This window comes from Bacteriovorax sp. Seq25_V, assembly GCF_000447795.1.
Lineage (GTDB): Bacteria > Bdellovibrionota > Bacteriovoracia > Bacteriovoracales > Bacteriovoracaceae > Halobacteriovorax_A.
This window is the reverse complement of the sequence record NZ_AUNI01000010.1, coordinates 157,957-183,227: the sequence shown is the minus strand read 5'-3', so window position 1 is coordinate 183,227 and position 25,271 is coordinate 157,957. Positions and strand designations below refer to the sequence as shown.

The following is a 25,271-nucleotide window of genomic DNA, read 5'->3' as shown; positions in this document are numbered from 1 at the left end:
ATTGAGTTGGATTGTTAATATTAATTGTAATTAATATAATGAATTTACGCAATGATTCATCGAAATCTTAACAACTTGGATTAATTTGAAGACAATACTCGTGACAGGTGGGGCTGGCTATGTTGGCAGTGCCCTCGTTCCTAAGCTATCTAAAATTTACGACAACGTACGTGTACTTGATACATTTTGGTTTAGTGATAAAGATATTTTTAGCGATCTTCACAATGTTGAGTGCATAGAGGGTGACATCCGAGATAACTCAATTATGGCCAAGTCTCTTGTCGATATCGATCATGTCATCCACCTTGCATGTATCTCCAATGATCCCTCGTATGATCTCAATCCTAACCTTGCAAAGACAATTAATTTCGATTGTTTCGAAAATATAGTAACAACAGCAAAAGAAGCTGGTGTATCAAGATTTATTCTTGCTTCCTCTTCATCTGTCTACGGAATCAAAGAAGAAGAGAGAGTCACAGAAGACCTTGAACCTTCACCACTCACCGATTACTCAAAGTACAAATTACTGTGTGAAGAAATACTAAATCGTCATTCTTCTCAGGAATTCGTTGTTACTTCCCTGAGACCAGCTACCGTCTGTGGAGTTGCCAGAAGACAGAGGCTTGATGTTATCGTCAATATTTTAGCAACTCATGGCTATATTAATAATGAAATAAAAGTTTTTGGTGGTGATCAGAAAAGGCCTAATATCCATATCGAAGATATGTGCAACACCTACATTAAACTTTTGTCAGCACCAAAAGTTCTTATCAACAAGAATGTCTATAATATCGGAGCGAAGAACCACACTGTAAACGAACTTAGTGAAATGGTGAAAAACATTCTCAACGTAAGTTCTATAAAGGTTACTGAAACTAATGATAATCGCTCTTACAAAATCTGTTCCGATAAAATTTTCAACGAATTGGGGATTAAAACTGAATTCACTATTGAAGATGCCGTCAACGATCTCTACGTATCTCTAAAAGAATCCAAGCTAACAGACCCGTTAAACAATTCAATTTATTATAATGTAAAACTTTTAAAAGAAAGAAATATACTCTAGTGAAAGTAGGAATTGATCTTGATAACACATTAATCAACTATAGTGATATCTGGAAAGAGCTTGCTCCTCTGCATGAAGAACCTAAAGAATACCTCAAGTCTCACATAAGTAATGAAGAATGGATTAAGATTCAAGGTCAAGTCTATGGAGAAAAGATTCACAAGGCTCATATTAATGAGGAATGGTTTAATCTCATTAATTTATTTAAAGAATGCAATGTTAATGTGGAATTTGTCTCACACAAGACAGAACTAAGCCTTTGTGGAAACTATAGACTTAGAGATGAAGCGTCATTTTTTTTAAAGAGGCATGGGCTTGATTCCATCAAAACAACTTACCACAACGATATATTGAATAAAATAAACTACATCAATGATTCAAACTTTGATTTCATGATTGATGACCTCATCCCAGTTCTCTCAGCACTCAAAGGAGTTATTCCACTTTATCTTGGAAATACACTTACAGAACTCCCAAGTTTCAGTGATACCAAAGGGCTTTGCGAGTTCTTTAGTCATTTTGAATTCAATACTTTTACCAAAACTTCTCGAACAAGCTTTAGAGTTGGAAATAAATATTACAAATATCACCTCTCTCAATATCGCCAAATCAATGAAACGAAGTATCTTAAATTTAAAAATATAAAATTTATTAGTAAAAATGGTTTTATTATCCAAGAAGAAATTAAAAATCTCTCTCCACTTACAAGTATTGACTCAGCTATCGGTTCAAAGATTTGCTCCGCTTTAATGGCTGCAAGGGACATTCCTAATGTAAGTTATGCAAGAGACACCTGGCTCCATCCCGCGTCATTAGAATTATTAAGTCGACGACTCGAGAACAATACTTCTAAGTTCAATAATCTACTTAATGAGAGTTTTACAAATAGCGAAATAAAATTCAACGATTTAAAAGCTGGTTTTTTTCTTAACCCTGACCTTCATCCAGGAAATATCAAAAAAGATCATAATCAAATTATTATTTTTGATTATGAATCTGCAGGTGTTGACGATCCAGTTAGGGCATTATTAAACTTCCTCTATCATCCGCAGAACGATTTAGACTTTAATTCAAATTGCATTTTAATTAAAGAATTCAAATTAGCCTTTCCTGAGTACTTTATAAGAAAGAATATTGAGTCATATTTTGCTTATACTTCAATACTATGGTTAGATATATTATCTCGTAATAATGTTGATATAAGTAACTTACTTAATGAATGTAGATCTAACCCTATCTTCAGTTGGAAATATGAATATTATGAATACTTCTAAATTTCAGGAAAAAAATCTTCAGCTACGCCATTTAATTCTAGATATGTTTCAAGCTGGAAATCGAGGTCATGTTCCTTCAGCTTTTTCTCTCGTAGAAATTTTATCTACTCTTTATTATCATCATGCAAATTTATCTGCTGACAAAATCCTACTTAGCAAGGGACATGGTTGTCTTGCGCTATATGCAGTACTTGCCGATCTAAAATATTTTCCGAAAGAAGAGATTAATAATTTCTGCAAACCAGAGGGAATTCTGGGCGGACATCCAACACGCTCAAAAATTCCAGGAGTAGAAATCTCAGCTGGTTCACTTGGACATGGACCATCAATTGCTGTAGGCATGGCCTTTAATACACAAGGAAATGTTTATTGCATACTTGGAGACGGTGAATGCAATGAGGGAACAATATGGGAAGCTGCACTTTCAGCGAATAAAAACAAACTCAAAAATCTAACCTTTATTATTGACTACAATAAGCAACAGTCATATGGAGCAACAGAACAAGTTCTCCCACTAGAGCCGTTCCCAGAAAAGTGGAAATCATTCGGTTTTGAAGTTCTAGAATGTGACATCATCAATAAGAGTAATGAGCTACAAAATATTTTAAGAATAGCTCAAACAAGACCACGAGTTATAATCTGTCATACAAAAAAAGGCTTTGGAAGTCATATTCTTGAGCAAGATCTTTCATGGCACCATCGAAATAGTGTTAGTGAAGAAGAAATTGAAAAACTTCGTCAGTCACTAAGGACGATCAAATGAGAAAAGATTCTATCGAGCATATCTACAAATTAGCAAAAGAAGATTGTCGGGTGGTTTTCATTGGATCAGACCTTGGAGCTGGTTCAATTGCTAAATACCAGACGGAGCTTCCAAAACAATTTTTAATGGAAGGCATAAGTGAAGCACATATTGTCTCAATGGCCGCAGGGCTTGCTCTAACAGGATGCAAAGTTTTCATACACACAATCGCTCCATTTTTTGTACGACGAGCACTAGAACAAATTATTCTTGATATAGGCGCAGAAAATCTCGATGTATGTATACTATGTTCTGGAGGGGGTCTTGTTTATGGACCTTTGGGACATAGTCACACAATGGTCGATGACTTTTCAATACTCTCAACAGTTCCGAATTTAAAGCTATACGCACCTGCTGATGCACTAGAAATGATAAAGATCTTAAATGAGATCAATTCATCTCAAGGCCCATCTTATATCAGGATGGGAAAGGGGAATGAGAAGCCCGTGACACACGAGTTTCAATATTCTCTGACAAGTGGAAATTTCATTCAAGGCAAAAATCATTCAGACAATTTGATTATTACAACAGGTATTATGCTCCAAAGATGTCTCGACATTCAGAGAAAAATCGAAAAGCTTAACATTCTCCACATCCCGCAAATTGATTCAATATATTCATCAGATTGTATAAACATTCTTAAAAATCATAAGAATATCTTTATTATAGAAGAGCACTTAAGAACAGGAGGAATCTATTCTCGTGTAAGTGACGTTATGATATCAGAAATTATTATGGGATTAAATATCAAGCATTACAGCTTAGGAAATGATTATATTTTTCAATATGGTAAACAGGAGCAGCTACATGAAATCCTTAAATTAGATTTCGATTCCCTACTCCATAATATCAAAGAATGTATTAAATGATTTATCTACGCTGTGGTAATTAAATAACTTCCCACCACCATTGTAACGCTGAAAGAGATAAGCCACCATTGCCATTCGGTGATCAACGGGAGGATTGTAATCTACCTCTTCTTCAATCGGCTCTCGACCAACGATAATTAAACTATCTGTTTCTTCATCATGGTACGCCTCTACTTTGAACTCAGCGAGCATGTGTAACATTTCTTCTAGCCTGTCACACTCTTTATATTTCAGGACTTCAACTCCACGAATAATAGTATTACCCTCTGCATAAGCGGCTAAAAAACAGAGAGTTGGAATTAGATCAGGACAATCAAAACAGTCAAGTTGAAACCCAGAAAGTCGTCCTACATGTCTCACATTGATTCCATCACGTTCAAAGCTCAGACTTACGCCAAGATTTTCTAATAGTTTTATAATAATACTATCTGCCTGATAACGATCAATTCCACGACAGTTAGTCACCCTGACCTCCCCTGCTGTAGCCGCAAATGCTAGCGGGTACCCAAGAGAGCTAAAATCTACAGGATTATCAAATACTCTTTCTGTTCTAAATCTTTCAATTAGATTTAGAGTCATTTCCCAATATGGTGTTGAAGTCGATAGGTTTAAAGGCTCCACTTCTGCATGAAACTGATCTAACACAAGCGCTAAGCCAGTTGCGAATTGAGTTGAGATCGAACAATCAACTTCAATCACATGCTTATGGAGTTTTAGTGGTCCTTGCAATGTAAACCATGTATGTTCGTTACGTACAACATCAACAGAAAGATCTCTTAATATCTTATCCATTTCATCCATTGGACGATCTTTCATTTTTTCTGAAGGGATGAGGTTATATCGATTTTTCCCCAAGGCTAAGAGAGGGATCAAAAATCTATTTGTGGTTCCACCATCTCCAGTCAAAATATCAACGATCTCTTCGCTAGAAGTTTCATACTCACAACTTGGAAATGAATTTTTAACAATTACTGATGACTCACTTTCTTCTATATCAAGCCCGACTTGCCTTAAGCACTTAATTAAATTCTTCACATCAGAAGACTCTGAGATTTCATTAATAACAACAGGGTCCTTACAAATAGAGGCAAGAATAAGCGCACGATTCGCAAAAGATTTTGACGTTGGAATACTTATAACTTTATCAAAGTTTCTATTTTTACTAACTTTAAAAAATGAATCTTTTAAGCTCATCTTCTTTCCTTAAAAGTCTTTCATTGAGTTCATTAAAAGATACTCTTCGAACTTCTACTTCTCCAACATTCGGAGTCAAAATAATATCGATCTCTGTATTTGATGCCACTTTCTTATCCTTCATTATATAAGTCATTATCTCATCAACAGGAAAGTTTTTGTTAAACCAAGCAGACTCCTTCATATCAATATCAATATGTTGAAGTAAAGTTTTCATTTCAACCAGACTATGCTCGAGATCATATAGTTTAAAAATTATCACCATTCCCCATGCTACAGCGACACCATGCGGGAGTTTATAAATTTTTTCAATTGCATGACCAAAGGTATGTCCAAGGTTTAGATATTTACGCATACCACTTTCTTTAAAATCTTGTTCAACTATAGATTGCTTGTAGGCAGCACAAAGCGAAATAACTTTTCCAACCTCTTCACCTGCAACAACAGAGCTATATATCTCTTTATTTAGAAAGCAATATTTAAATAGTTCACCATTGCCACAATGAACATTTGCCTTATCTAATGTTTTTAAAAAATCATTCACAATAAAAATATTATCGGGAAGATTAAATGCTCCTACAAGGTTTTTGCCATATTCAGAATTAATAGCAACCTTACCACCAATTGCAGCATCAATCATTCCAAGCATTGTTGTTGGGACAACACTCCAACTTATCCCTCGAAGGATTAAGGAGGCAACCATTCCTCCAAAGTCACTACATGCACCACCACCGATGGCCACGAGATGTGAATTACGATGTATATTCTTAGACAAAAAGAACTCAAGGCAGTGCTTTAGTTCGTCATATGTTTTAGTACTTTCACCATCTAGAGATTTCCACAGATAAACTTTTTTATTCTTCCACTTCAAAAAATCAAATTGATTTCTATAAATATTATAAACATTAGAATCCACGACCAACAGAATTAGATCTGTATCAATTTCTTCGATTTGTTTTTTTAGTGAATCAAAATTTACAATCTCTCTGATATTACTCATGCCACATCCCGTTGTTATAAGCATTTTGTCTTAAATAATGATCTGCAATAACTAGTTTTATCATTGCCTCAACAACAGGTACCGCACGCGGAAGAATACAAGGATCATGTCTTCCTGATTTTGCTTTATCACCCACCGTTGAAGTTGGTTTGAATGTCATTGAAAGAGTAATTGTCTCTCCATTACTTATACCACCTTCAATCCCACCAAAATTTTCTCTACTCTTACTAACATCAGTACCTTTCATATGGGCCATCTTTTCACCAAGTCCAAATGAGAACGACACACATGCACCTATTGAAAGAACAGCTTTTGCTAAATCAGCCTTGAGTTTATCAAAGGCTGGCTCTCCAAGCCCTGCAGGACAGTTAGCGATGTTCACAGTAATAATCCCACCAACAGAATCACCATCCTTCTTAAGTCCAATCAGATATTTTTCAATTTCCATATCTTTAGAAGGATCTGCAAAGTTATAAGTCCCAAGATTAAGACTCATATCTGATATTAAATTAGAACCATACTCGAATGGTCCAAGCTTAGTAATAAATGCTTTCACTTTAACTTGAGAGATAATTAGAGATGCGAAGTAACCACCGACAACACGGGCCAAGGTTTCACGTCCACTCGATCGCCCACCGCCACGATGGTCTCGAATTCCATACTTGTCCATATACGTTTGATCAGCATGTCCTGGACGATGATCAGTCTTAATTTGATCATAATCACCACTACGTTGATTTGTATTACGTACAATAACTGCTATTGGTGTTCCTAGTGTTTTATTTTCAAAAATCCCTGAAAGTACTTCGGCCTGATCAGCCTCTTTACGAGCAGTGGTTCCCTTAGATTGACCAGGCGCTCTTCGATCTAGTTCTTTTTGCAAATCATCAAGACTAAAATCAATTCCAGATGGCATTCCGTCAATAACAACACCTAAAGCAACACCATGTGACTCACCAAAAGTTGTAATTGATAACATTTTCCCAAAGACGCTACCACGCATAATTCTTCCCATTTTATCATTTATACATACTTATAATAACAAACTTTGAACCATTTTTCGTTGACTGCAAGAAATGACTATCATTATATATATTTATGGATAATTTCACGTTAATACTTGACATAAATAGTTTAGACACACGAATCAGTAAACATCTTTCAATAATAGAAGAAGAGCGAAAGCGTCTTAGTTTCTTAAACAAGCAACTCTCGATAAAAGAAGAACTTAAAAACAGTCATGAAGAACTTTTGAAAGAGCAATCTAAATCCATTGTCGAACTCGAGAAGAGTCTTGATCAAACTGATCGGGAAATATCTCGTAGTAACGAGGCCCTTAAAAATGTTACAACTGCACAGCAAGAAGAAGCTGTTCAAAAAGAACTCTCAAAACTTATCCCACAAAAAGATACTCTTGAAGAACAGATATTTGAACTTCTAGAAAACCTTGATCAAGTAAAATCTGATATTAATGAGGCTGAAAAATTCATCTCTGGTCTAATAGAGACAATTGATGAAGTAAAAGTTGAGCTCATGGAACTGACAAGTAAAGAAGAAGCAGAAATTAAAAAATTAGAAATCAATGTCAGTGGAATTTTCGAAGAAATTGAAATGCCTCTAAAAGAAATTTTTGAAAAGACACGTTCTAAACACCGATTCAATTCACCAGTCACATTTCTTCAAGGACTCTCTTGTTCAAAATGCCGTTTTCAAATATCTCGAAGTGATGCGGATCAAATCAATAGTAATGATGGCTATGCAATTTGTAGTAGTTGTGGACGACTACTTATCGCCCACAAACATTTTTAAAAGAAAGAACTAAGGTTTGAATTATCGTTAAACTTGCAATGATTGCAACAACAGTTGCGCCTACAGGTGTATCAATTTGATAACTAAGAATAATTCCAGCTATGCTTATAACTGCTCCATATAACCAGCCAAAAAGAAGTTGTGACCTTATTGAACTAAAATAAACACGTCCTATGATAGCTGGTCCAATAAGAAGAGAGAAAACAAGTAAGATTCCAGCACTTCCAACAGATGAAGTTATAACGACCCCAAATAATGCATAGAAAAGAAAGTCCCAAAAAAAACCATTTTTAATCTCTTTATAATCTGATAGTGGAATAAATTTTGTACGAAAAAGGTAGTGAACAACACCGACAAAACCATAGATAAAGAAGATTTTTATTACATCCTCTGCGGTTACCCACAAGATCTTACCAACTAACAAGTCCTTAAACTGCTCAGCTCCGTGAGGAGAATTATTTAACAGTAAAATAACAACAGAAGAACCAAAAGCATAAGTTATACCAATTAATGCTTCACTTGAAATAAATTTACTAGCACGTTTACCGTATGCAAACACAAGAGACCCAATGAAAGTGTGAAAAAGAGCGATAAAATATGATTCGGTAGATCCAATTTCATATCCTAATATCGTACCAACCACATACCCAAGTGCCGCTAATTGAGCAAGCGTAAGATCAATAAAGATCACCCCTCTTTTCAAGACGTGTATGCCGAGGTAACAGTGGATTCCAACTAAGCATATAATTAGAAGTATTGCCGGAAGAAAGAAGTTTAATAATTCCATTACTTCCCTTCCTCTACTCTTACAATATTCAACAAATACCTGTATAGATCAACAATTGTAGTAACTTTCTCAACTCCTTCGGCTGCAACAGGAATATGATATATTCTCACATCTTTCTTCTCTTGAAGTTTTCGAGCTATTGAATCAGAAAAGTAATTTTCAACAAGAACTAATTTGACGTTTTTCTCATCTATCGTTTTCATGATATTCAACATATGAGCAGCGCTTGGAGGTATGCCTGGTTTAGGCTCTAAATAACCTGCAACCTCAATACCCATATCATTCAAAAAGTAGCTCAAGGTTTTATGATACATAATGATATTTTTATGAAACTTAACTGATTTCATCTCGCGAACAATATTTTGAAGTTCAGTCTCGAGTTTAGCTCTATTCACCCTAACAACTTCTTTAAGATCAGGGAAAGTTTCTACTAACTTAGTACTAATTACCGGGAGTAATTCCAAGACTCGTTGAGGAGATAGGAGAAAATGTGGGTTACCGGCAGCATGCACATCTCCTTGAGCACGACTTAAATTAACTGGAACCTCAAGTGGATTTTTCAAATACTCGCCAAGAACTAAGCTTCCCTTCGCTCCGTGAAGAATTTTAGGGTTTCTCGCTCCTTTCGTTACAAGAGGTAGCCAACCTTCTTCGAGCTCCATACCAATAGAGATTAAAAGATCTGCTCTCGATAATTTCACAGTAAATGAAGGTTTTGAACTCAAGTAATGAGGATCTTGAGGACCAAGCGTAAGTGATTCAACAGACGCCTTATCCCCAACCAACAGTTTAACAATAGAAGCTGCATTATTTGTTGTAGTTATTATTCGTCCATCGCCAAAAGTTGCGATGGACACAAGAAGTGCGATTAAGAATTTATTCATCAAAGAAATTCCTAATATGCATGAGCTGGGTGTGCGCCCATACTAATATTTAACTGTAATGTTAACACTCTTTCATCGACTTCAGTCTTATCGTTTATGTGATCATATTGAAGACGGACACTTGAAAATTCAGACGGAATAAACGCAATAAGTGCAGTGTGAACATTTGTATTCGTTTCAGTTGAGGAGTCTAGACCTAAATGCTCATACTTGTATTGAGCAAATAGTCTCTGCGAAAGCTGATACCTTAAGTATGAACTAACTCCACCTTCTGTCTCGCCATCTGTTCCATATTTTTTCTTTTTCAAAATATCTGTTACCCAAGCGAAACTGTGATAATTCCCCAATGTTACAGGCTTCCATTTGACAGAAAAATCTAAACCATAAATATCTGTCTTGTTTTCAGCACTCTGAGTTAGATATGTTAATCCATAATCAAAAGTTGTCGCAGAATTAATATCAAATAGAGATTTATATCTTAGTAGGTAAGAGCTTTCGTGTTTATCTTCAGAACTAAAAAGTTCGTCATTTGAAGCAGTGAAATACTCTACAGTTAATTCATTGAAGAAGCTTGTTGGTAATAAGTACGATGCTGATACCCCAACCTCACTCACTGCTTCATCTCCTATAATGAGATCATTCAGCTTGGCATGTGAATTAAAAGGAAGGGCGTGAGAGTGAGTACGGTTTTGCTTTCCGATATCAAGTAGAAACTTCCCTGCCTTAAATGTAACACTTGGAATCTGAAGTGTTTCAACAAAAACCTCCTCAGGCTCCACTGCATAGCTAGCATGACCATGCTCCTCTGACTCAGCTTCTCCTTCTTCATGATGTTCTTTATGAATAGCAATTGTTGCCTGTCCCTTAAGGTAAACATCAATATCAGATGAGAACTGTAATTCAGCTTCCTTGAAAGAGAAGCCGTCTTCGTCACTGTCTTTCGAGTTATTTACATATTCAAAAATTGTATTTAGCCCAATCTTTGGATTCATATTTTTTGTTAGAGATGATTGAGCTAACGTAACACTTGAAAATAAAACACTAGATAAAATAATAGATATATTCTTATTCATATATACTCCTGCGAATAATAGTTAGTTAAATAAATGTAAAATAGGTATTAAACTGACTGTGAAGGAGGTCCACGTACGCGAAGAATTGAATATTTTGCGAGAGTAATTAAATTTGGCTGTGAGGTTATTAATACATCAAGAGTTGAAGGAGCAGTATCTAAAGACACACTCTCTCCACTTAATAACTTACTCAAGCCAGTGTAAGCCTTAGTTATTTTTTCAAAATCGCAGTCTTCACGATGTTCTTGTTTCTGAGACTTCCCACCTAATGTCGTTATTTCGTAATTGTCTTTGTGATATACGTTGTGAAAATAATCAGCGAAGCTGATCGATAAGAATGACAAGAGAATGGCATAAAGAAAAAATATCCTCATGCCATTATAATTCCTTTTTAAAACGCCTAAGTCAAGCTTCTACTTCTGTATGTAAAATAGACTCTTCAGTTTCACGTTCGATTACATCTAATTCTTGCGCAATACCAATAGCAACTTTGTCTTCTTTCTTCCTAAAAAAATTAGAAAGCTTCTCAAATACAATATATTGACAAGGAACAAAGATCAGCGTTACTGCTGTTGCAAAAGCAAGACCCCAAGCAAAACTCATTGCCATTGGTTTAATAAAAGGGTCCCCTCCTGTTGCGTGCGCAACGGGAAGAAGTCCAGCAACAGTTGTTACCGTTGTCAAAATTACGGCACGCAAACGAGATAAACAGCCTTTAAAGATTGCTCGAATCAAGTCTGGTTCTTTTTTTCTAAATTCGTTAATACACTCAACTAAAACAATCGAATCATTTACAACAACTCCGACGAGACCAACAACTCCCATCATTGCCATGAAGCCTAAGCTCATTCCAAAGAACTTAAATGACCAGATTACACCTATCATCCCAAGAGGAATTGCCGACATAACAGCGAGAGTATTACCGACAGAATTGAACATAACAACAAGAACAATAAAAATTAGAGAAAATGCGATAAGGAAAGACTTAATTAATCCACCCATCGATTCTTTCGTGTCTTCATTTTCTCCTCCGAATTTAAATGTAACGCCTTCATATTCAGAAGTAATCTCTTTAACTTTAGGAGCAAATTCTTTTGCCACTCTTGTTGGAGTAGTCACGGCCTTATCAAGACTTGCTGAAACTGAGAAAATTCTCTTCCTGTCCAGACGTCTAATGACAAAGGCTCCAGGATGTTTTTCTAGATAAACGACACTGCCTAATTTAATTCTTCTACCTGATGAATTTAAAATAGAAAGATCTAATAGCGGTGCCGCATCTTTAATCCATCTATCATCAAATTTAATTTTGATATCAATATCCTCATCAGACCTTCTGATTTCCGTAATTGTATCTCCCGCCAGTGCTCTTCTTAGCTCAAAAGCAATAGTCTGAACGTCAAGACCAAGTCTTCTCGCTTCATCCTCTTTAACTTTAAAGATAACTTGATCATTACCTTCTTCAAAATCAATCTCAGTAGTTGTTACACCTTTAACTTCTTTCAGAGCGTCTTCGATTTTATGTGAAACAGCTTTAAGGTCCGCAATTGATTCACCTTTGATATCAATTTCAACAGGCTTACCTCTTGGTGGACCACCTTGAATTTTCTTAACAGTTATTTGATACTCACTCGACACTAGAGATTGCGCTTTTTCGAGAGCAGTATTTAAAATATCATCTGTAGTTCTCTCTCTTTCTACTGGGTCTGTTAAATAGATAACGATTGATCCATAATGGTTTCCAAGCTTATTCCCTTGCTCTCCTGCAAGAAGACCTACGCGTGCTTGAATTTGTTGAACTTCATTACGAGGAAATTCATTAATCAGCATTTTTTCAACTTTTAGCATTTCATTTGCTGTTACACTTTGATCTACACCAACTCGACCTTTGAATTGCATAAATACAGTTCTAACATCATCACCAGGGAAGAGTTCAAAATTCATTGTCTTCGCAAAAAACACTGAACCAAGAAATAACATAATGAAAAATGATACTGTGATAGCTGGAGCATTAAGTACTTTCTTCAGTACTTTTCCATAAAAAACGAGTACAGGTTTATACCAAGTTATACGCCACTGTTTTTCTTTTTTTAGACGTACAAAATCTGCTAAGTGTGCAGGTAAAATAAAGAAACACTCAAAAAGTGAAGCGACTAAACATATCATAACAGTCGCAGGAACTGGCCAGAGAAATTTCCCCATGATTCCCCCCATAAAGAAAAGTGCTCCAAAGGCAATCATAGTAGTTATGATTGTCCCACAAACTGGTTTAAATGTCTCAACAGCAGATTGCCTTGCTGCTTCACGAGGTTCAATTCCAGCCTCAAGTTTTTGGTAAAAATGCTCAGCAACAATAATTGAGTCATCTACAAGCATCCCAAGTACTAGAATAAGACCGAACATCGAGATTAAGTCAATAGTCATTCCAAAGGCCTGCATAATTGCGAACGAAGTCATAAATGCCATCGGGGCTCCTAGAGAGGTAACCACAGATGTTGAGAAATTCAAAAATAAAAGAAGACAGCCAAATACAAGAAATATTCCCATAATCCCATTTTCTTTTAATACATTTAAACGACGACTTACGTAGTATGAAGCATCATCAAGTAGATCATATTTTATATCTTTATAATCAGAGTTTTCAAAAAAAGCATGTACAGTTTCCTTGATCTGATCAGTCGTCTCAAGAATGTCAGAAGACTGTTTAATTTTAATATCTAAAAATAAAGCTTCCTCACCATTTGACCTTCCAAGTACGGAGTTCTCAATTGGACGTTGAACAACATGAGCAATATCTTTAACTGTAACTTTCTTCCCTTCACTATTGGACCGCACAACAACATTCTCGACATCCTCGACTGAATTAAATTCGTTAAGAGTTCTAATGTATACATCGCCCTCGACAGCTTTAATTTTCCCCGCAGACAAATTCATATTACTCTTCTTAATTGCTGCTGCAATCTCTGTTAATGTAACTTCATTATCTTCAAGCTTCTTAGGGTCTAGTAGTGCAACTATTTCATCCTCACGATACCCATCAATATCAACAAGTGAAATCTTCTTATTTAACTCTAGTTCATCACGAAGTTTTTTAGAGACTTCTCTTATTCGCGTGTATTCTGCCCCCTTAATTGCGACCTTAATTACACCACGTCTATTCTTATTACTTAGACTTGATACTTTTGGATCTTCAACTTCATCAGGAAAATCATTAATTTTATCAATCGCATCCTTAGCATCATCAAGAACTTTACTGATTTTTGCATCCGGATCAACTGTAAGATAAACTATACTTGAGCCTTCTGCAGACAAAGCATTAAGCTCTTTAATACCATCAACTTCCTTAAGTGCTCTTTCAACACTCAGGGTTACAAGCTTTTCAACATCTTCAGAGGATGAACCAGGGTAATCTGTTCTAATTAAAATCACGTCAAATTCAACTTGAGGAAATATATCCTTTTGCAATGTGTATGCTGAATATATTCCTAGCACTAAAACTAGGAACGAGAAGAGATTGACGACCGTGGATTTATCAACAAAGTATTCAATTAATTTCTTCATTACTTCGTAACCTTTTCTACAAGTTTTCCGTAGAGGTCATAAAGAGAATATACTTCTAACTCTCTTTGTACATTGTATTGAACGAAAGCTTGCTCTGTTTGTATTAGCTCTTCTTCTGCTCTGAGTACCGTATCAAGATTGGCACGACCCTTGTTATAAAGTTTGTTGTATTCATCGACTGTCTTCTTCGATAGTTCATATCTATCAGCAACACTGTCAATATTTCTATCTAGTGCAAGTAAGCGAACTTTAATTTGTTCAATTTTCTTCATTACTTGAACTTTTAACAATTTATAATCGTACTCAGCTTTCATTTTCGCTAAATTTGCTTGCGAGCGAGCATTCTTTTCAACATCAAATCCGATTGGTATTGAAACTGTTAATCCTATAGCTTTGGCACTATTATCGGCACCAAAACTCCCATCAGAGATTGGACTATCTTGAGCTGTATTAATTGAATTCGTCTTATAAGATGCGCTTAACTTAACAATCGGAAATACTGAATTGTCTGCACTCTCATAATTCTTTTCTAAGTATATAAGCTTCGATTTAATTGCTTGGATATCAAAATTATCTTCAAACTCACCGGCAGGTACTTCTTCTAATCTCAATTTCTTAACTTCATACGGAGGAAAGCTATCTAGAGAAACATTTCTCTCCAGTTTCGTTTCAAAATTTTTCTTTGCAACAAGTAAAGATGCTCTCTTCTGTTCTACTTGCTCTTTTTGATAGCGGTATCCAGACTCAGAACTATAAAGATCAACTCTCTCTTTAAGACCATCTTTTACTTGGCGCTTAATTAGCTTCAATCTTCTTTGCGCTCTATCTAAAGCCTGCTTTTGAAGTTCAAAGAATGTTACTTCTTTTTTTACATCAATATATTTCGCAATAAAGTCTAACAATGACTTGGACTTAATATTATCAAAAGTCTTATCTTGGAAAGTAACTTCTAGCTGTTTAACTTCTTTTGATAAGAACTCATTGCGACCAAAAAAATTTCTTCCGATATCTTGCGTGTACGAAACTTCTTGTGAAAAACTCTTGTAGTCACTTGCTGCATCATAGTCGTAAAGAGAACCTGTTATTGAAAACTCACCACCCCAAATAAAGTCCTTCGAGAGACTCGCAGAATGAGTCATTGTTTTTTCTTCTGTAGGATTGAGATTTAATGGAGTTGTTATTAAGTTAGAAGTTGATTTCTCGCTGGCTAGAGAAAAAACCAAGGGTCTTTTATCGAGCTCTAACTCTAGCAATAATTTCTGATATTCATAAGCAAATGATGAAGATTTGATTTCGTTTGATGTACTAAGGTATTCTTTTACAAATTGATTTAAATTAGCAAATGAACTCAATGATATAGTCATTAATAAGATATATTTCATTTATCCCCCAAAATTTTCTTCTACATATCAACTTATTGAACATCTGGCTAATTTCATCGTTAACAACTATGTAACAATTACGTCAGATTTTATTGAATAAATGAAATTTCATAGACTTGAATAATCTTCCATGCTAATCATTAAAACAAGAGTCAAGGAGACTATCGCTGGAGACTTCGGTCTCGGGAGGAAAGTCCGGGCACCATATGGCAGCTTAGCGGGTAATGCCCGTCCACCGTGAGGTGAGGACAAGTGCAACAGAAAGGAAGTACAGGGGTTTGAGTTAGATTGGGGTAGCGTAAGCCGGCCAATCAGCGAGAGATTTATCTCACCTGCTGTAGTGAAAACAGGTAAACTCTAGGCGGTGCAAGTTCAAATAGGTTCACGTTATGGGGGCGGCCAGCTTCTGTGAACGGGTCGAGCGCTTGAGCCTATTGGTAACAATAGGCCTAGACGAATGGTAGTCGAATACAGGACCCGGCTTATACCTTGGCTCTTTTTTTTATGCTGCGAGGATTTCTTCCTCTTCAACAGCAATTGCCACGTAATTTTTTCCACAATATCTTGTTCTTAGGGAATCGATAAACAAAATTGGGTTTTCTGTTGCAAAAACAAAAGTTGAAACATGTGGAGCAGGATTAAAAAGTCCTTCAGAAATAACACGATTTATATCTTCATTAATATGCGTGAGATGGATTACTCTATTTTCTACAATTCCATTGTTATTATAAACATAGTTTACCGTACGATGTTCATTACCATTAACTTCCATAATTTTTACTGCTTTCATAATCCCTCCGAATATTTTCACTATTCGGAAGGATCAAAAAATTCTCAAGTAATATTTAAAAAGAAGTTAATAGGTATTCGAGAACATCGTCGTTCTTGATTGGTGTTTCTTGAAATGATCTCGTAATAAATTCTGGTTTATTCAAAATTCCACGATCAAGAAGTTCGCGAATTTCGTTATAAAAGTGGTATGAGGTTTTTCCAATTAAAAGTGGAGTAATATCTTTACCAGAATCAATCATCTTTTTAATTTTTCTAAAACCTCTAAGATACAAATAGTCCTTAGTAAATCCACCACCCCGATAAACACGAGCTGTCAGGTAAAATGCCTTTTCCTCATCCATTTTATATCTTTCAACGACAAAATTAAATGTCTCTTTAAAGTCATAGACTTTAAGCATATGATCGACAGCAACAACTCGAAGAGATAAATCCTTTAGTCGCTCAATTGTTAAAAGTCCCGCACAATACTCACTAGCGATAGCAAGCCCTTCTTGCGTAAGGGTTGACACAGGAAGTCCTGATTCAAAAATGCGCAGAGGTTGTCTCTGAGCATTTTCTGTCGTCAACATATGAACACCAATTTCATGATGACAAAGAGCCTCAAGGAAATTCTTCTTTATTTTAATTCCCTTTTTTACTTTTAGTGTTTTCTTGGTCGGTGAGAACGCAGCGATGGATGGGATATTCCTAGTTAAATCAACCTTCCCCACAAAACCATAACTCTTCATTTCATTACGAAGTACAGTAACGGCTTTTTCATCATTGCATAGTGGAGAAATATTTTCTCTGTCCGGAGAATCAAGAAAGTACTTCGCAAGTGTCAAGTCCCCTTCGTGAGGTTCTCCAAAGTATTTTAAACTCATGTACTTAAACTTAATATCTCCACGATAAGCAAGAAGCTCTATCTGATCACAATAACCTTCAATTACAGAGCGATAAATTTTTTGCAAAGTAAGGTCATGAATACTATCAACTGGTACTTCATAGAGACTCTTTTTGAACTTAGCAACATCAACCTTCAAAGGCTTATAAGAGAACTCAGGATTCTTTTTAAATTTTGACGCGAAAAATTTTTTCTTCTCTGCCTCAAGATTACTTGGGTTAATAAAAGAAAGAAAATCAAATGACTTTAGTATTTTGCTGATCTGCGCATCTACAGATAGAGCAACAGGCTCGATATTTGAAGTTAAAAGATGTGATCTTTTATTTACCGAGATATTACATTTTTCTTCAATAAAGAGTTTTGCATTATCTAGAATAGCACGTCGTAAACCAGACTTAAGGTCATTTACGACTTCAGGAAAGATATCTCCTGTGTCTTCATTACAATAACTCTTTCTAATCTCTGTTGCATAAACCAGAGTATTTTTAAATTTTTGAGTAATATGTTTTAAAAAATAACCGTGTCCCTGAAAAACAAGGTTTTCAGCTGTTTGATTTACAAAGTAATCAGATTTTAGTTTTGAGAGTCTTTTGAGCCAGTCATCTACAAATTTTCTATATTTCTTGTCAACATTTGCGGTACCGACATTGAACATAGGTGGTTCTACATTTGTGATACGCTTGTAATTATAAGAGTGGATATCATACACGACACAAGACTTAAACTTTTTCTGAATTTTACCAACAAGAGCATCTACCACACGATAAAAGTTTCTATGCTTCTCAAGTGATTCTTCAATATCTTCCTCTTCAAGATCTTCCGACCAAATCTTTTTCCCCCACGCTTCTTTATAAACGCAGTCTACCGGCCCGCGATTTAAATCATACTCATAACGAGAATCGTTCCCGATAATACGAATTGGAAGAGAAGAAATAAAACTGGCCGTTAGTGGATCTTCCTCATACCAACGGTCACTTTTAGTTAAGAGGCAACGACTTCTTAGACTATGTCTTAGGTTCCCACCATCATGTATCGCTGCGCAAATATATGGAACATACTCACTTATATATAGTGAGAATGACCCATCTAAAGCAATACAGCTAAATACTTCTTCCTCGTTAATACGTCTGATAATCTCATCAATTGGTAGTTTAAGCATCTTCGATTACTTTCCTAAAATTAATCTTACGGTTAACGGCATTCTCTCTTCTCTTATGTACAAGTTCGACAAAGTCGAGAATACGTTTTTGTAATTTGGTTTTGTTAAATTTATTAATCCTTGTAATTCCACCAGGTGATAGTACATTGATTTCTAAAAGCTTGCCATTGATTATATCAAGGCCCGCAAAATATATTCCATCATGAACAAGTTTCGCTCCAATGCAACGACAAATCTCCAACTCTGTTTTAGTCATGACATGTTTTCTTGCTGTCCCACCAGCATGAACATTTGAGCGAGCATCTCCCTCTTTTGGAATTCTCTTCATCGCACCAATCGGTTCCCCATTAAGCATAAGTACTCTTACGTCACCTTTATCAGCACCTTCAATATATTCTTGAAGGATTACGTAATTTTTCGAACCTGATCCACTAATGTAAAACTCAAGAAGTGATCTAATATTCTGTTTCGCTTTTGTTTCGAGAACAATAACTCCGTGTCCACCAAAACCATCAAGTGGCTTTAAAATCATTTTATCTTTTTTACAGTCATTAATGACTTGTTCAAGGTAATCAATATCCTTTGATACATATGTCTCAGGTATATAATCTGCAGCTTCTTCGAAAGAAGTCACATAGATCTTATTATTAGCTTTTCGAAGACCATCAACACTATTAATAATAAAAGTGTCATCTTTAACAGAGTCAAGAAAGTTAAGCATTAAGTTATCAATTGGCGGATCTTTTCGTAAAAAGACTGCATCAAAGCCTTTTAGAGGAACCATCTGCTTCCTAAACTTTGCCTTCTTATAAAACGCCGGGATACTCTCTGGAACTTTATCCATTCTTGTCAGAATGTTTGCAAAAGCATAAGTTTCATTCTCTCTAATCGTTAGGTTTTTGGGTTGAAAAATAGCAACCTTGTGTCCTCTCAGGGCTGCTTCATGGATAACTCTCAGTGATGAATCAATTTCAGGGTTTAAGTCCGCCCAAGGGTCTAGAATAAAACAAATATTCATGTAATCTCCAACGTTTGTATTTCCTTACGAATCGGATTAACCAAATAATTAATTTAATATTTTTAGTTATTTAGGAAGGTGAATTTTTTACACGACCCCTTTGATAGATCTTTCTTATTTACTATAGTCGACAAAACTTATCAGTATTTTCATCTGGGGGAATCTATGAAAAAACTTTTTAAGGCATCTATTATGTCTTTAATGATTACACTCGTTCCACTTCAATCTTCACATGCTGCTATTGGTGCTTTCACTGCCCTTTTTAATCCTGTTGTTGGTGGGAAAATCGCTCTTGCAGGTCTCGCATCTGTAGGTGCCGGAACACTTGGATCTTTATTCTATATGGGTAGTTGTGATAGCGGTGAATGCCTTGGACCACTATTTCTTGGGGTTTCAATTGGTCTTGTAATTCTTGACGAAGGAACTGGAAAAATCGAGTTCAATACGATTGATCCTAGTAAAGCACAAGAACTTGGCCTTAAGAAATTCGAAGTTTTAATATTTAATTCAGAAATCGAAGAGGCTAATGCAATTCTTTCTGAAGTTATTTCAATGGTTAATGAAACAACAACGACTGAAGAAGCATCTCAAATCTGGGAAGAATACGAGTCCTCTCTTTCACCAGAGACTTTCAATGTCATGAAAGCACTTGTTGCTCAAAAATAAAATTACTCTTGGTAATCTGTAAAAATTACAGGTTACCACATCTTTATTTCCAAGTCTGTTATATTGTGTGTATGAAATTTATATCTATACTTCTATTTTTCCTACTCTCGTTGAACGTTTTTGCGGCTAGAGTTGTTTTACTTTCTTCGGTCGAAACTCCAAAAATTTGGTACCACAGTAAAGACTGGAAAATAGAAGATTCCCTCGAAAAAATCTTTCACAAAAGTTTTAAGAAGTCGGGTTATGAAATCATAATCAAAGAAAAAGTTGACCAGCAGACACTATGGGAAGAACTTCACAACCCAGATAACATTGCTCTTTTTTGGGTTTCTCATGCAAAAGCAGAGTCCCAGCTAGCAAATGGAATCACGAATGATGCTGCCGTTGTCGACTACTTTGGAAATGATGTTAAAGATCTTTTTAGAAGCGTCCATCCAAATATGAGATATCTTGGGTTAATTGGCTGTAATGCCAAGTCACTTCTTCAAACATTTAAAGAAAATGGTGACTACAACTCAAACCCTAATTTAATTACTCATTCTTTTGATAAGAAAATTGACGCGAGAAAAGGTCTTCGCCAATCAATAAAAAACTCAGCAAAATCACTTGGTATTTACAAAAAAAACAGAAAAAAGGATGGTTTCATCTACTCAACTCCAAGTATCCTCTCTCTGTTTAGTGAAAATAGAATGTGCGAGCAAGAAACGTCTGTATATGAAGTTAAGATAACTAGAACTTCTGATGTTGATGTCGAGAGTGTGGCAGTAAAAGTTAATTCGAAAGTTCTTGCCATTCTACCGGCCATGAGTGCTAATGATATTCAAGATGTAAAAGTCTTTATTCCTTCGAGTATTGTCTCTACAAAACATGACCTTAAAATTACGATTGATTCTAATAAATATTATTCTGCTACAAGACTAGACTTAGGCCAATTTGATTTTCAAGCAGTAAACTTCATTGGTAACTGGAAACTATTTGCAAAAAAAGATGGAACCCCAATTGGTATTACAAAAAATCTCTATCAATACAAGGGCAAAGTTCCAGAGATCGAATCAACAACACTGAAATCACTGTACCAGTGCTCAACTAATTAATTGGCTTCACTCTGTCTGTTAAGAGAAAGTCCAGATCATAATTTAAAAGATCTTTTAATTTTTCTTTCTTATTAACCGTCCATCCGATGACTGGGATATTATGAATTTTTGCATTCGTTATTAGTCTTTCTAATCTCCGCAAAAATCTTTTCTTCTTTCCAATGATTTTCAAAGGCGACTCATCTCCTAATCGAAAACCTACATTTAATGAAATAATATCATGTGTGACTCCAGCATTTTTTATAAAACTAGTATCGACGAGTGGCTCACTCCCCCACTTTCCTTCAAGGCTATATCTTACGTCTGGAAAAATATTCTTAAACTTTCGTAAAACATTTGTACTACCGTTATTAATGACAATACTATCCTTTAATGCTTCTGAAGCATAAGTACTGATCGTTTCTACTAATGGTTCAACTACTGCAATATTTTGCTGTTTCAGATCAATCCAAACAAGCTTCAAAGGCGCAGCAGAAGATAATTTCTCAAGGACTTCATCCAGTCGTGTTAATCTTTTGGGATTCTTGACCTTCTTTAAAAGGATTTTAGTAATTGGCAGAAGTGTACTTTTTTTTACGATACAATTTTGAATTTCTTTATAAAAACTCTCTGAAATTTTCCCTCTACAGTTAGTAACCTTCAAAAGGCTATCATCATGAGCGAGGATAAATACTTTATCTCTAGTCATAAAAACATCAAACTCTACACCTTCAAATCCGTTTTCGACAGCACCCTGAATTGAATAGGATGAGTTCTGCGGAAATACAAAATCTCTCCAAACCCCTTTATGTGAAACTTGAATTGTTGCACTGGCAATATTATTTAAACAAAGTAGGACAATAATTATAAATGAGTATTTATTCATTCATAAACAATATGAACTTAATTTTAAGGAGTCAAGAATAACTATTTATAACGAACTAGCAAGATTTCTGTAAACTTAGTTTTCTTACTATCGCCAAGCCATTTAAATCCACAAGGATGACAAGAATCATCAAGAAGAATTTCAATTTCTCCAAAACCTAGTCCTGACTCAGAGCGAGTATCATTATCATGAGGATCTTTTGCGATGTCATAGACCGATATACGATTTTTACTAATAAGTTCTTTAAATATACAGATATGCCCACTATCACCACTAGAAGGCACAAGTGTCTTTCGCCAAAGTATTAGATCACCTGGTAGAAGCTCATCTAAAGAATTAATTTTTAGAAAATTAGAACTTTCTTTCAAGTTTTCAAAGATTTCACATGCACGCACAGGAAGAACGATTCCATTTCTTTCATAGAAATCTCTTATGTAGCCAACACAATTACTTTCCAGAATTTTCTCTTCTAGAGAAATTCTAAATTTATTTGAATAATTTGTTTTATAGAATTGGTGATATTTTATGACTTCTTGAAGAAGCTTATTTTGCGACATACTTCATCACCTTCGTAGCTGATGTGGCGAAATTGCTTGTCTTTTCATTCTTATAAAATTGAAACTTTTTATCTTTTGAAATTTTCTGAAAGTCAGAATGACTGCATTCAACAATATAATTTTTAATTTTATATTTTGTAATTGATGTTTTAATCAGCCTTTTTTCATCGAGAGCAATTTTCGACTTTAAATTTGGATATTGAGCTAGAGAACCATCTTCAGAATTTAAAACAAAAGTCGGAAGTTCGACTTGCCCACTTAACCATTCTTGCTCACCTTTTACATAGCCAAGGATCTGACCATTTTTTTGAACAAAAAAACGCACAAGATCGAGTTCAAAGTATTTTTTTACTTTAGACTCTTGAAGCTCTGGGTACTCAAGAGGATTTTTACTTTTATAGGCAACACAGTTTTTGTTCATTGGACAAATATCACATGAAGCTTTTCTCGCCTGACAAAAAGTTCTGCCTAGATCCATCAATGCTTCATTAAATTCTGTCCAATCAACTTTTTCAAACTGAATCTTCTCAACAAAGAGGTTCTTCAATTTCTTATTTAAAGCGGGCCCCTTCTTTTCTTTGATTCCATAAATTCTCGCAAGAACTCTTTCTAGATTTGCATCAATTGCAATTGCAGGATCATTATTGCCAATTGCAATAATTGCACTTGCTGTGTAGTCCCCTATTCCAGATATCGAAGTAAGTTGATCGTAATCAACAGGAATTTTTGCAGAGAAATTTTCAACGATATCGATTGCTGCCTTTCTTAGATTGCGAGCTCTTCTGTAATAACCTAAACCTTTCCAAGAAATACAAACTTCTTCCTCTGAGGCAGCTGCTAGTTTTTTAATTGTTGGATACTCTTTTAAGAAACGATCAAAATGATTGAGAACTGTTTGCACTGTTGTTTGTTGAAGCATAATTTCAGAAACAAGTGTTCCATACAGAGATCTCTTTGTTCTCCAAGGAAGATGACTATAATTCTCTTTCGACCATTTAATTAGATTTGAATACATGAATTAGATTTATCTATTTCTTCTTTTTTTGGCAAGATGTTTCAAGAGTCGAAACATAATTAACGAGGCGCTCTCCGTCGAAGTCCCCGTAATCAGCACCGTGAAGTTTACCACCAATTTTAAAGAGATAATCTCTAACCATCGTGCTCGCCTCATCGATATCAGTTACAATAATTAAACGATCGACCGTGGACTCTTCAATCCAGCGTATAAATCTTTTTTGATCATTAAGTCCATAGGTTACACAGAGGCTTGATAAGTCCCCCATTTGCTTTATTGACGTATCAAAAACTTTTACTTCAAGTGCACAACTATTTCGAAGCCTTTCGACAAAGCTTCTACGTTTACAATGCATCGGATCTCCATCCCAATCAAAGTTTCTCAAGCTAGAACTTGTATCGATCCAGATTTCCATGTCGACATCTTCTCTCTTTGTGATTGGTTTTGCTTTTCCACAAAAAATATCAAAGAAATTTCCTTCCTTGCAATCAATCATATTTGTATCGAGAGAATTAATCGTTTTTAATTTTACGTCTATTTTTTTTTCTTCAGCTTTCTTCTTAAAATCTTTCTCATCTTCAACAAAACCCAACTGTGGGTGGAAACAGCCTCCCTCCATTGGTTGACAGTTATCCATATTGATCGCGACTTTAGGTGACGTCTTTGATTCAAATAAGAAGTTAGTTGTACTAGGTGCCTCTTTCTTTGTTTTGGAAGGAGACAAAAAGATGACTTCAACACTCTTTGGTGCCGCTAAGATATTCAGTGAAAGTAGGATACTTAAAAAATATCTCAATGAATCATACCCTTCTGCCTGAAGTAACGAAATAAATCATTACCTAGATCAACGATTAAATCTCTTGCTTCAATATCAAGACTTAAAAAATCTGATACATAAGCTTTTTGTCTCGGAGTGAGTGCTTGTAATCTTTCTCTGACACTCATCTCAGAGTTTCTTGCTGCTTGGTCTGGCGCAAATGGAATCGTTCTAGTCTTTGATCCAATTTGAACTTTTGCATTTGCATTTCTTTGTGCTGTACCAGAACTCAATACATCGACAACAGCATCCTCAAAACTATCATTCTGCGGTCCAGCTGGAGGAGGTTGTTGTCTTCTTTCTACAAATTCTTCTGGTGTTCCTCCACCTGCTTGTTTTTCTTCTTCTTGTTCCTCGGCGTCTTTTAGGCCGTAGTCATTTTCCTTGTCAGCCTGGTAAAACTTTAAAAGCCTCACAAACCGTTCTGTATAGTGCTCTTCGACAAAATCTATCATTTCATGAAGTGGAATATCGAGTATTGCGACAACCTTAGCGACAATTTGAGGATTAATATCAGCAGTCTTCATACTCATGAAGCGTGAAAGCGTAGAAACACCAATTCTTGTCTTCTCTGCTAGGTCTTTTTGAGACATTGGGCCTCTTACCTGCATATATTTTCTAACGATCCCTAGAAAATCATCGAATTTATCTCTATTAAACTCTGACATTTTTGTCTCCTGGTCTTTGCAATTTCACTCTGAAATATG

General features: G+C 35.5%; 24 protein-coding genes and 1 other RNA gene. 8 read left to right on the top strand and 17 right to left on the bottom strand.

Annotated features, from left to right (window positions below; all coding sequences use genetic code 11):
- The first annotated feature begins 85 nt into the window (after positions 1-85).
- The 4 genes from M900_RS04970 to M900_RS04955 are packed head-to-tail and all read left to right on the top strand — an operon-like array spanning position 86 to position 4,011.
- Positions 86-1,066 (top strand): NAD(P)-dependent oxidoreductase, encoded by a 981-nt coding sequence (locus tag M900_RS04970; protein WP_021273622.1) that lies wholly within the window; start codon positions 86-88, stop codon positions 1,064-1,066.
- Entirely contained in the window at positions 1,066-2,340 is a 1,275-nt protein-coding gene (locus tag M900_RS04965; protein WP_021273741.1) for a hypothetical protein, read from the top strand. Before M900_RS04970 ends, M900_RS04965 begins: the two co-directional genes overlap by 1 nt.
- Entirely contained in the window at positions 2,327-3,103 is a 777-nt protein-coding gene (locus M900_RS04960; protein WP_021273731.1) for a transketolase, read from the top strand. The genes M900_RS04965 and M900_RS04960 overlap by 14 nt, the downstream gene beginning before the upstream one ends.
- The gene (locus M900_RS04955; RefSeq protein WP_021273626.1) at positions 3,100-4,011 is read left to right on the top strand and encodes a transketolase family protein; all 912 of its coding nucleotides are present in this window, start codon (positions 3,100-3,102) and stop codon (positions 4,009-4,011) included. The genes M900_RS04960 and M900_RS04955 overlap by 4 nt, the downstream gene beginning before the upstream one ends.
- On the opposite strand, the gene M900_RS04950 is transcribed toward M900_RS04955, so the two are convergent.
- From M900_RS04950 to aroC, 3 genes are read right to left on the bottom strand one after another with little or no spacing between them, the layout of a single operon-like run.
- Entirely contained in the window at positions 3,979-5,205 is a 1,227-nt protein-coding gene (locus tag M900_RS04950) for a 3-phosphoshikimate 1-carboxyvinyltransferase (protein ID WP_021273658.1), read from the bottom strand. The two genes, M900_RS04955 and M900_RS04950, sit on opposite strands and share 33 nt — an antisense overlap.
- Positions 5,180-6,205, bottom strand: coding sequence for a 3-dehydroquinate synthase family protein (locus tag M900_RS04945; protein WP_021273709.1), 1,026 nt, complete (start codon positions 6,203-6,205; stop codon positions 5,180-5,182). The genes M900_RS04950 and M900_RS04945 overlap by 26 nt, the downstream gene beginning before the upstream one ends.
- Complete coding sequence (gene aroC / locus M900_RS04940) at positions 6,198-7,220, bottom strand: chorismate synthase (RefSeq protein ID WP_198295944.1); 1,023 nt, start codon at positions 7,218-7,220, stop codon at positions 6,198-6,200. Before aroC ends, M900_RS04945 begins: the two co-directional genes overlap by 8 nt.
- Before the next feature lie 83 nt (positions 7,221-7,303).
- On the opposite strand from aroC, the gene M900_RS04935 reads away from it, so the two are divergent.
- A complete protein-coding gene (locus M900_RS04935; protein ID WP_021273738.1) occupies positions 7,304-8,014 on the top strand; it encodes a zinc ribbon domain-containing protein in 711 nt (236 codons plus the stop codon).
- Here the strand turns inward: M900_RS04935 and M900_RS04930 are convergent.
- Genes M900_RS04930 through M900_RS04905 form a run of 6 tightly spaced genes read right to left on the bottom strand, consistent with a single transcriptional unit; the run spans position 7,992 to position 15,698 of the window.
- On the bottom strand, positions 7,992-8,801 hold the full coding sequence (locus M900_RS04930; protein WP_021273638.1) for a metal ABC transporter permease: 810 nt from the start codon (positions 8,799-8,801) through the stop codon (positions 7,992-7,994). The genes M900_RS04935 and M900_RS04930 overlap by 23 nt on opposite strands.
- Positions 8,801-9,685, bottom strand: coding sequence for a metal ABC transporter substrate-binding protein (locus M900_RS04925; protein WP_021273664.1), 885 nt, complete (start codon positions 9,683-9,685; stop codon positions 8,801-8,803). The genes M900_RS04930 and M900_RS04925 overlap by 1 nt, the downstream gene beginning before the upstream one ends.
- 11 nt (positions 9,686-9,696) lie before the next feature.
- Positions 9,697-10,758, bottom strand: a complete 1,062-nt coding sequence (locus M900_RS04920) for a hypothetical protein (RefSeq protein ID WP_021273725.1) — start codon at positions 10,756-10,758, stop codon at positions 9,697-9,699.
- Positions 10,759-10,805: 47 nt separating this feature from the next.
- Positions 10,806-11,132, bottom strand: coding sequence for a hypothetical protein (locus tag M900_RS04915; RefSeq protein ID WP_021273637.1), 327 nt, complete (start codon positions 11,130-11,132; stop codon positions 10,806-10,808).
- A 31-nt stretch (positions 11,133-11,163) separates the two neighbouring features.
- Positions 11,164-14,316 carry an efflux RND transporter permease subunit gene (locus M900_RS04910; protein ID WP_021273685.1) on the bottom strand — a complete coding sequence of 1,051 codons (3,153 nt, stop codon included), beginning with the start codon at positions 14,314-14,316 and terminating at the stop codon, positions 11,164-11,166.
- Positions 14,316-15,698, bottom strand: a complete 1,383-nt coding sequence (locus M900_RS04905) for a TolC family protein (protein ID WP_034731374.1) — start codon at positions 15,696-15,698, stop codon at positions 14,316-14,318. Before M900_RS04905 ends, M900_RS04910 begins: the two co-directional genes overlap by 1 nt.
- A gap of 148 nt (positions 15,699-15,846) precedes the next feature.
- On the opposite strand from M900_RS04905, the gene rnpB reads away from it, so the two are divergent.
- Positions 15,847-16,199: RNase P RNA component class A (gene rnpB, locus M900_RS16975), an RNA gene on the top strand.
- Position 16,200: 1 nt separating this feature from the next.
- Here rnpB and M900_RS04900 read toward each other — a convergent pair.
- Genes M900_RS04900 through gshB form a run of 3 tightly spaced genes read right to left on the bottom strand, consistent with a single transcriptional unit; the run spans position 16,201 to position 19,550 of the window.
- On the bottom strand, positions 16,201-16,488 hold the full coding sequence (locus tag M900_RS04900) for a hypothetical protein (RefSeq protein WP_021273722.1): 288 nt from the start codon (positions 16,486-16,488) through the stop codon (positions 16,201-16,203).
- A gap of 55 nt (positions 16,489-16,543) precedes the next feature.
- A complete protein-coding gene (locus M900_RS04895) occupies positions 16,544-18,532 on the bottom strand; it encodes a flavohemoglobin expression-modulating QEGLA motif protein (protein WP_021273642.1) in 1,989 nt (662 codons plus the stop codon).
- Entirely contained in the window at positions 18,525-19,550 is a 1,026-nt protein-coding gene (gene gshB, locus M900_RS04890; RefSeq protein WP_021273600.1) for a glutathione synthase, read from the bottom strand. The genes M900_RS04895 and gshB overlap by 8 nt, the downstream gene beginning before the upstream one ends.
- A 165-nt stretch (positions 19,551-19,715) precedes the next feature.
- Here gshB and M900_RS04885 point away from each other — a divergent pair, with 165 nt between their 5' ends.
- Both M900_RS04885 and M900_RS04880 read left to right on the top strand, forming a co-directional pair.
- Positions 19,716-20,216, top strand: a complete 501-nt coding sequence (locus M900_RS04885; protein WP_021273691.1) for a hypothetical protein — start codon at positions 19,716-19,718, stop codon at positions 20,214-20,216.
- Between the two features lie 71 nt (positions 20,217-20,287).
- Positions 20,288-21,310, top strand: coding sequence for a hypothetical protein (locus M900_RS04880; RefSeq protein ID WP_021273721.1), 1,023 nt, complete (start codon positions 20,288-20,290; stop codon positions 21,308-21,310).
- Here M900_RS04880 and M900_RS04875 read toward each other — a convergent pair.
- The 5 genes from M900_RS04875 to M900_RS04855 are packed head-to-tail and all read right to left on the bottom strand — an operon-like array spanning position 21,303 to position 25,232.
- Positions 21,303-22,175, bottom strand: a complete 873-nt coding sequence (locus tag M900_RS04875; RefSeq protein WP_021273627.1) for a glycerophosphodiester phosphodiesterase family protein — start codon at positions 22,173-22,175, stop codon at positions 21,303-21,305. The genes M900_RS04880 and M900_RS04875 overlap by 8 nt on opposite strands.
- A 41-nt stretch (positions 22,176-22,216) precedes the next feature.
- Positions 22,217-22,732: a hypothetical protein gene (locus M900_RS04870; protein WP_021273768.1), complete on the bottom strand. Its 516-nt coding sequence runs from the start codon at positions 22,730-22,732 to the stop codon at positions 22,217-22,219.
- Positions 22,719-23,747, bottom strand: coding sequence for an A/G-specific adenine glycosylase (locus M900_RS04865; RefSeq protein WP_021273653.1), 1,029 nt, complete (start codon positions 23,745-23,747; stop codon positions 22,719-22,721). Before M900_RS04865 ends, M900_RS04870 begins: the two co-directional genes overlap by 14 nt.
- A 13-nt stretch (positions 23,748-23,760) precedes the next feature.
- Positions 23,761-24,543: a hypothetical protein gene (locus tag M900_RS04860; protein ID WP_034731361.1), complete on the bottom strand. Its 783-nt coding sequence runs from the start codon at positions 24,541-24,543 to the stop codon at positions 23,761-23,763.
- Positions 24,540-25,232, bottom strand: coding sequence for a helix-turn-helix transcriptional regulator (locus M900_RS04855; RefSeq protein WP_021273718.1), 693 nt, complete (start codon positions 25,230-25,232; stop codon positions 24,540-24,542). Before M900_RS04855 ends, M900_RS04860 begins: the two co-directional genes overlap by 4 nt.
- Positions 25,233-25,271: the final 39 nt, after the last annotated feature.

Excerpts from the sequence above, each read along its gene's own strand:
- M900_RS04960 (WP_021273731.1), top strand. The coding sequence starts at position 2,327 with ATGAATACTTCTAAATTTCAGGAAAAAAATCTTCAGCTACGCCATTTA.
- M900_RS04955 (WP_021273626.1), top strand. The coding sequence starts at position 3,100 with ATGAGAAAAGATTCTATCGAGCATATCTACAAATTAGCAAAAGAAGAT.
- M900_RS04950 (WP_021273658.1), bottom strand. The coding sequence starts at position 5,205 with ATGAGCTTAAAAGATTCATTTTTTAAAGTTAGTAAAAATAGAAACTTT.
- M900_RS04945 (WP_021273709.1), bottom strand. The coding sequence starts at position 6,205 with ATGAGTAATATCAGAGAGATTGTAAATTTTGATTCACTAAAAAAACAA.
- aroC (WP_198295944.1), bottom strand. The coding sequence starts at position 7,220 with ATGGGAAGAATTATGCGTGGTAGCGTCTTTGGGAAAATGTTATCAATT.
- M900_RS04935 (WP_021273738.1), top strand. The coding sequence starts at position 7,304 with ATGGATAATTTCACGTTAATACTTGACATAAATAGTTTAGACACACGA.
- M900_RS04930 (WP_021273638.1), bottom strand. The coding sequence starts at position 8,801 with ATGGAATTATTAAACTTCTTTCTTCCGGCAATACTTCTAATTATATGC.
- M900_RS04925 (WP_021273664.1), bottom strand. The coding sequence starts at position 9,685 with ATGAATAAATTCTTAATCGCACTTCTTGTGTCCATCGCAACTTTTGGC.
- M900_RS04920 (WP_021273725.1), bottom strand. The coding sequence starts at position 10,758 with ATGAATAAGAATATATCTATTATTTTATCTAGTGTTTTATTTTCAAGT.
- M900_RS04915 (WP_021273637.1), bottom strand. The coding sequence starts at position 11,132 with ATGAGGATATTTTTTCTTTATGCCATTCTCTTGTCATTCTTATCGATC.
- M900_RS04910 (WP_021273685.1), bottom strand. The coding sequence starts at position 14,316 with ATGAAGAAATTAATTGAATACTTTGTTGATAAATCCACGGTCGTCAAT.
- M900_RS04905 (WP_034731374.1), bottom strand. The coding sequence starts at position 15,698 with ATGAAATATATCTTATTAATGACTATATCATTGAGTTCATTTGCTAAT.
- M900_RS04900 (WP_021273722.1), bottom strand. The coding sequence starts at position 16,488 with ATGAAAGCAGTAAAAATTATGGAAGTTAATGGTAATGAACATCGTACG.
- M900_RS04895 (WP_021273642.1), bottom strand. The coding sequence starts at position 18,532 with ATGCTTAAACTACCAATTGATGAGATTATCAGACGTATTAACGAGGAA.
- gshB (WP_021273600.1), bottom strand. The coding sequence starts at position 19,550 with ATGAATATTTGTTTTATTCTAGACCCTTGGGCGGACTTAAACCCTGAA.
- M900_RS04885 (WP_021273691.1), top strand. The coding sequence starts at position 19,716 with ATGAAAAAACTTTTTAAGGCATCTATTATGTCTTTAATGATTACACTC.
- M900_RS04880 (WP_021273721.1), top strand. The coding sequence starts at position 20,288 with ATGAAATTTATATCTATACTTCTATTTTTCCTACTCTCGTTGAACGTT.
- M900_RS04875 (WP_021273627.1), bottom strand. The coding sequence starts at position 22,175 with ATGAATAAATACTCATTTATAATTATTGTCCTACTTTGTTTAAATAAT.
- M900_RS04870 (WP_021273768.1), bottom strand. The coding sequence starts at position 22,732 with ATGTCGCAAAATAAGCTTCTTCAAGAAGTCATAAAATATCACCAATTC.
- M900_RS04865 (WP_021273653.1), bottom strand. The coding sequence starts at position 23,747 with ATGTATTCAAATCTAATTAAATGGTCGAAAGAGAATTATAGTCATCTT.
- M900_RS04855 (WP_021273718.1), bottom strand. The coding sequence starts at position 25,232 with ATGTCAGAGTTTAATAGAGATAAATTCGATGATTTTCTAGGGATCGTT.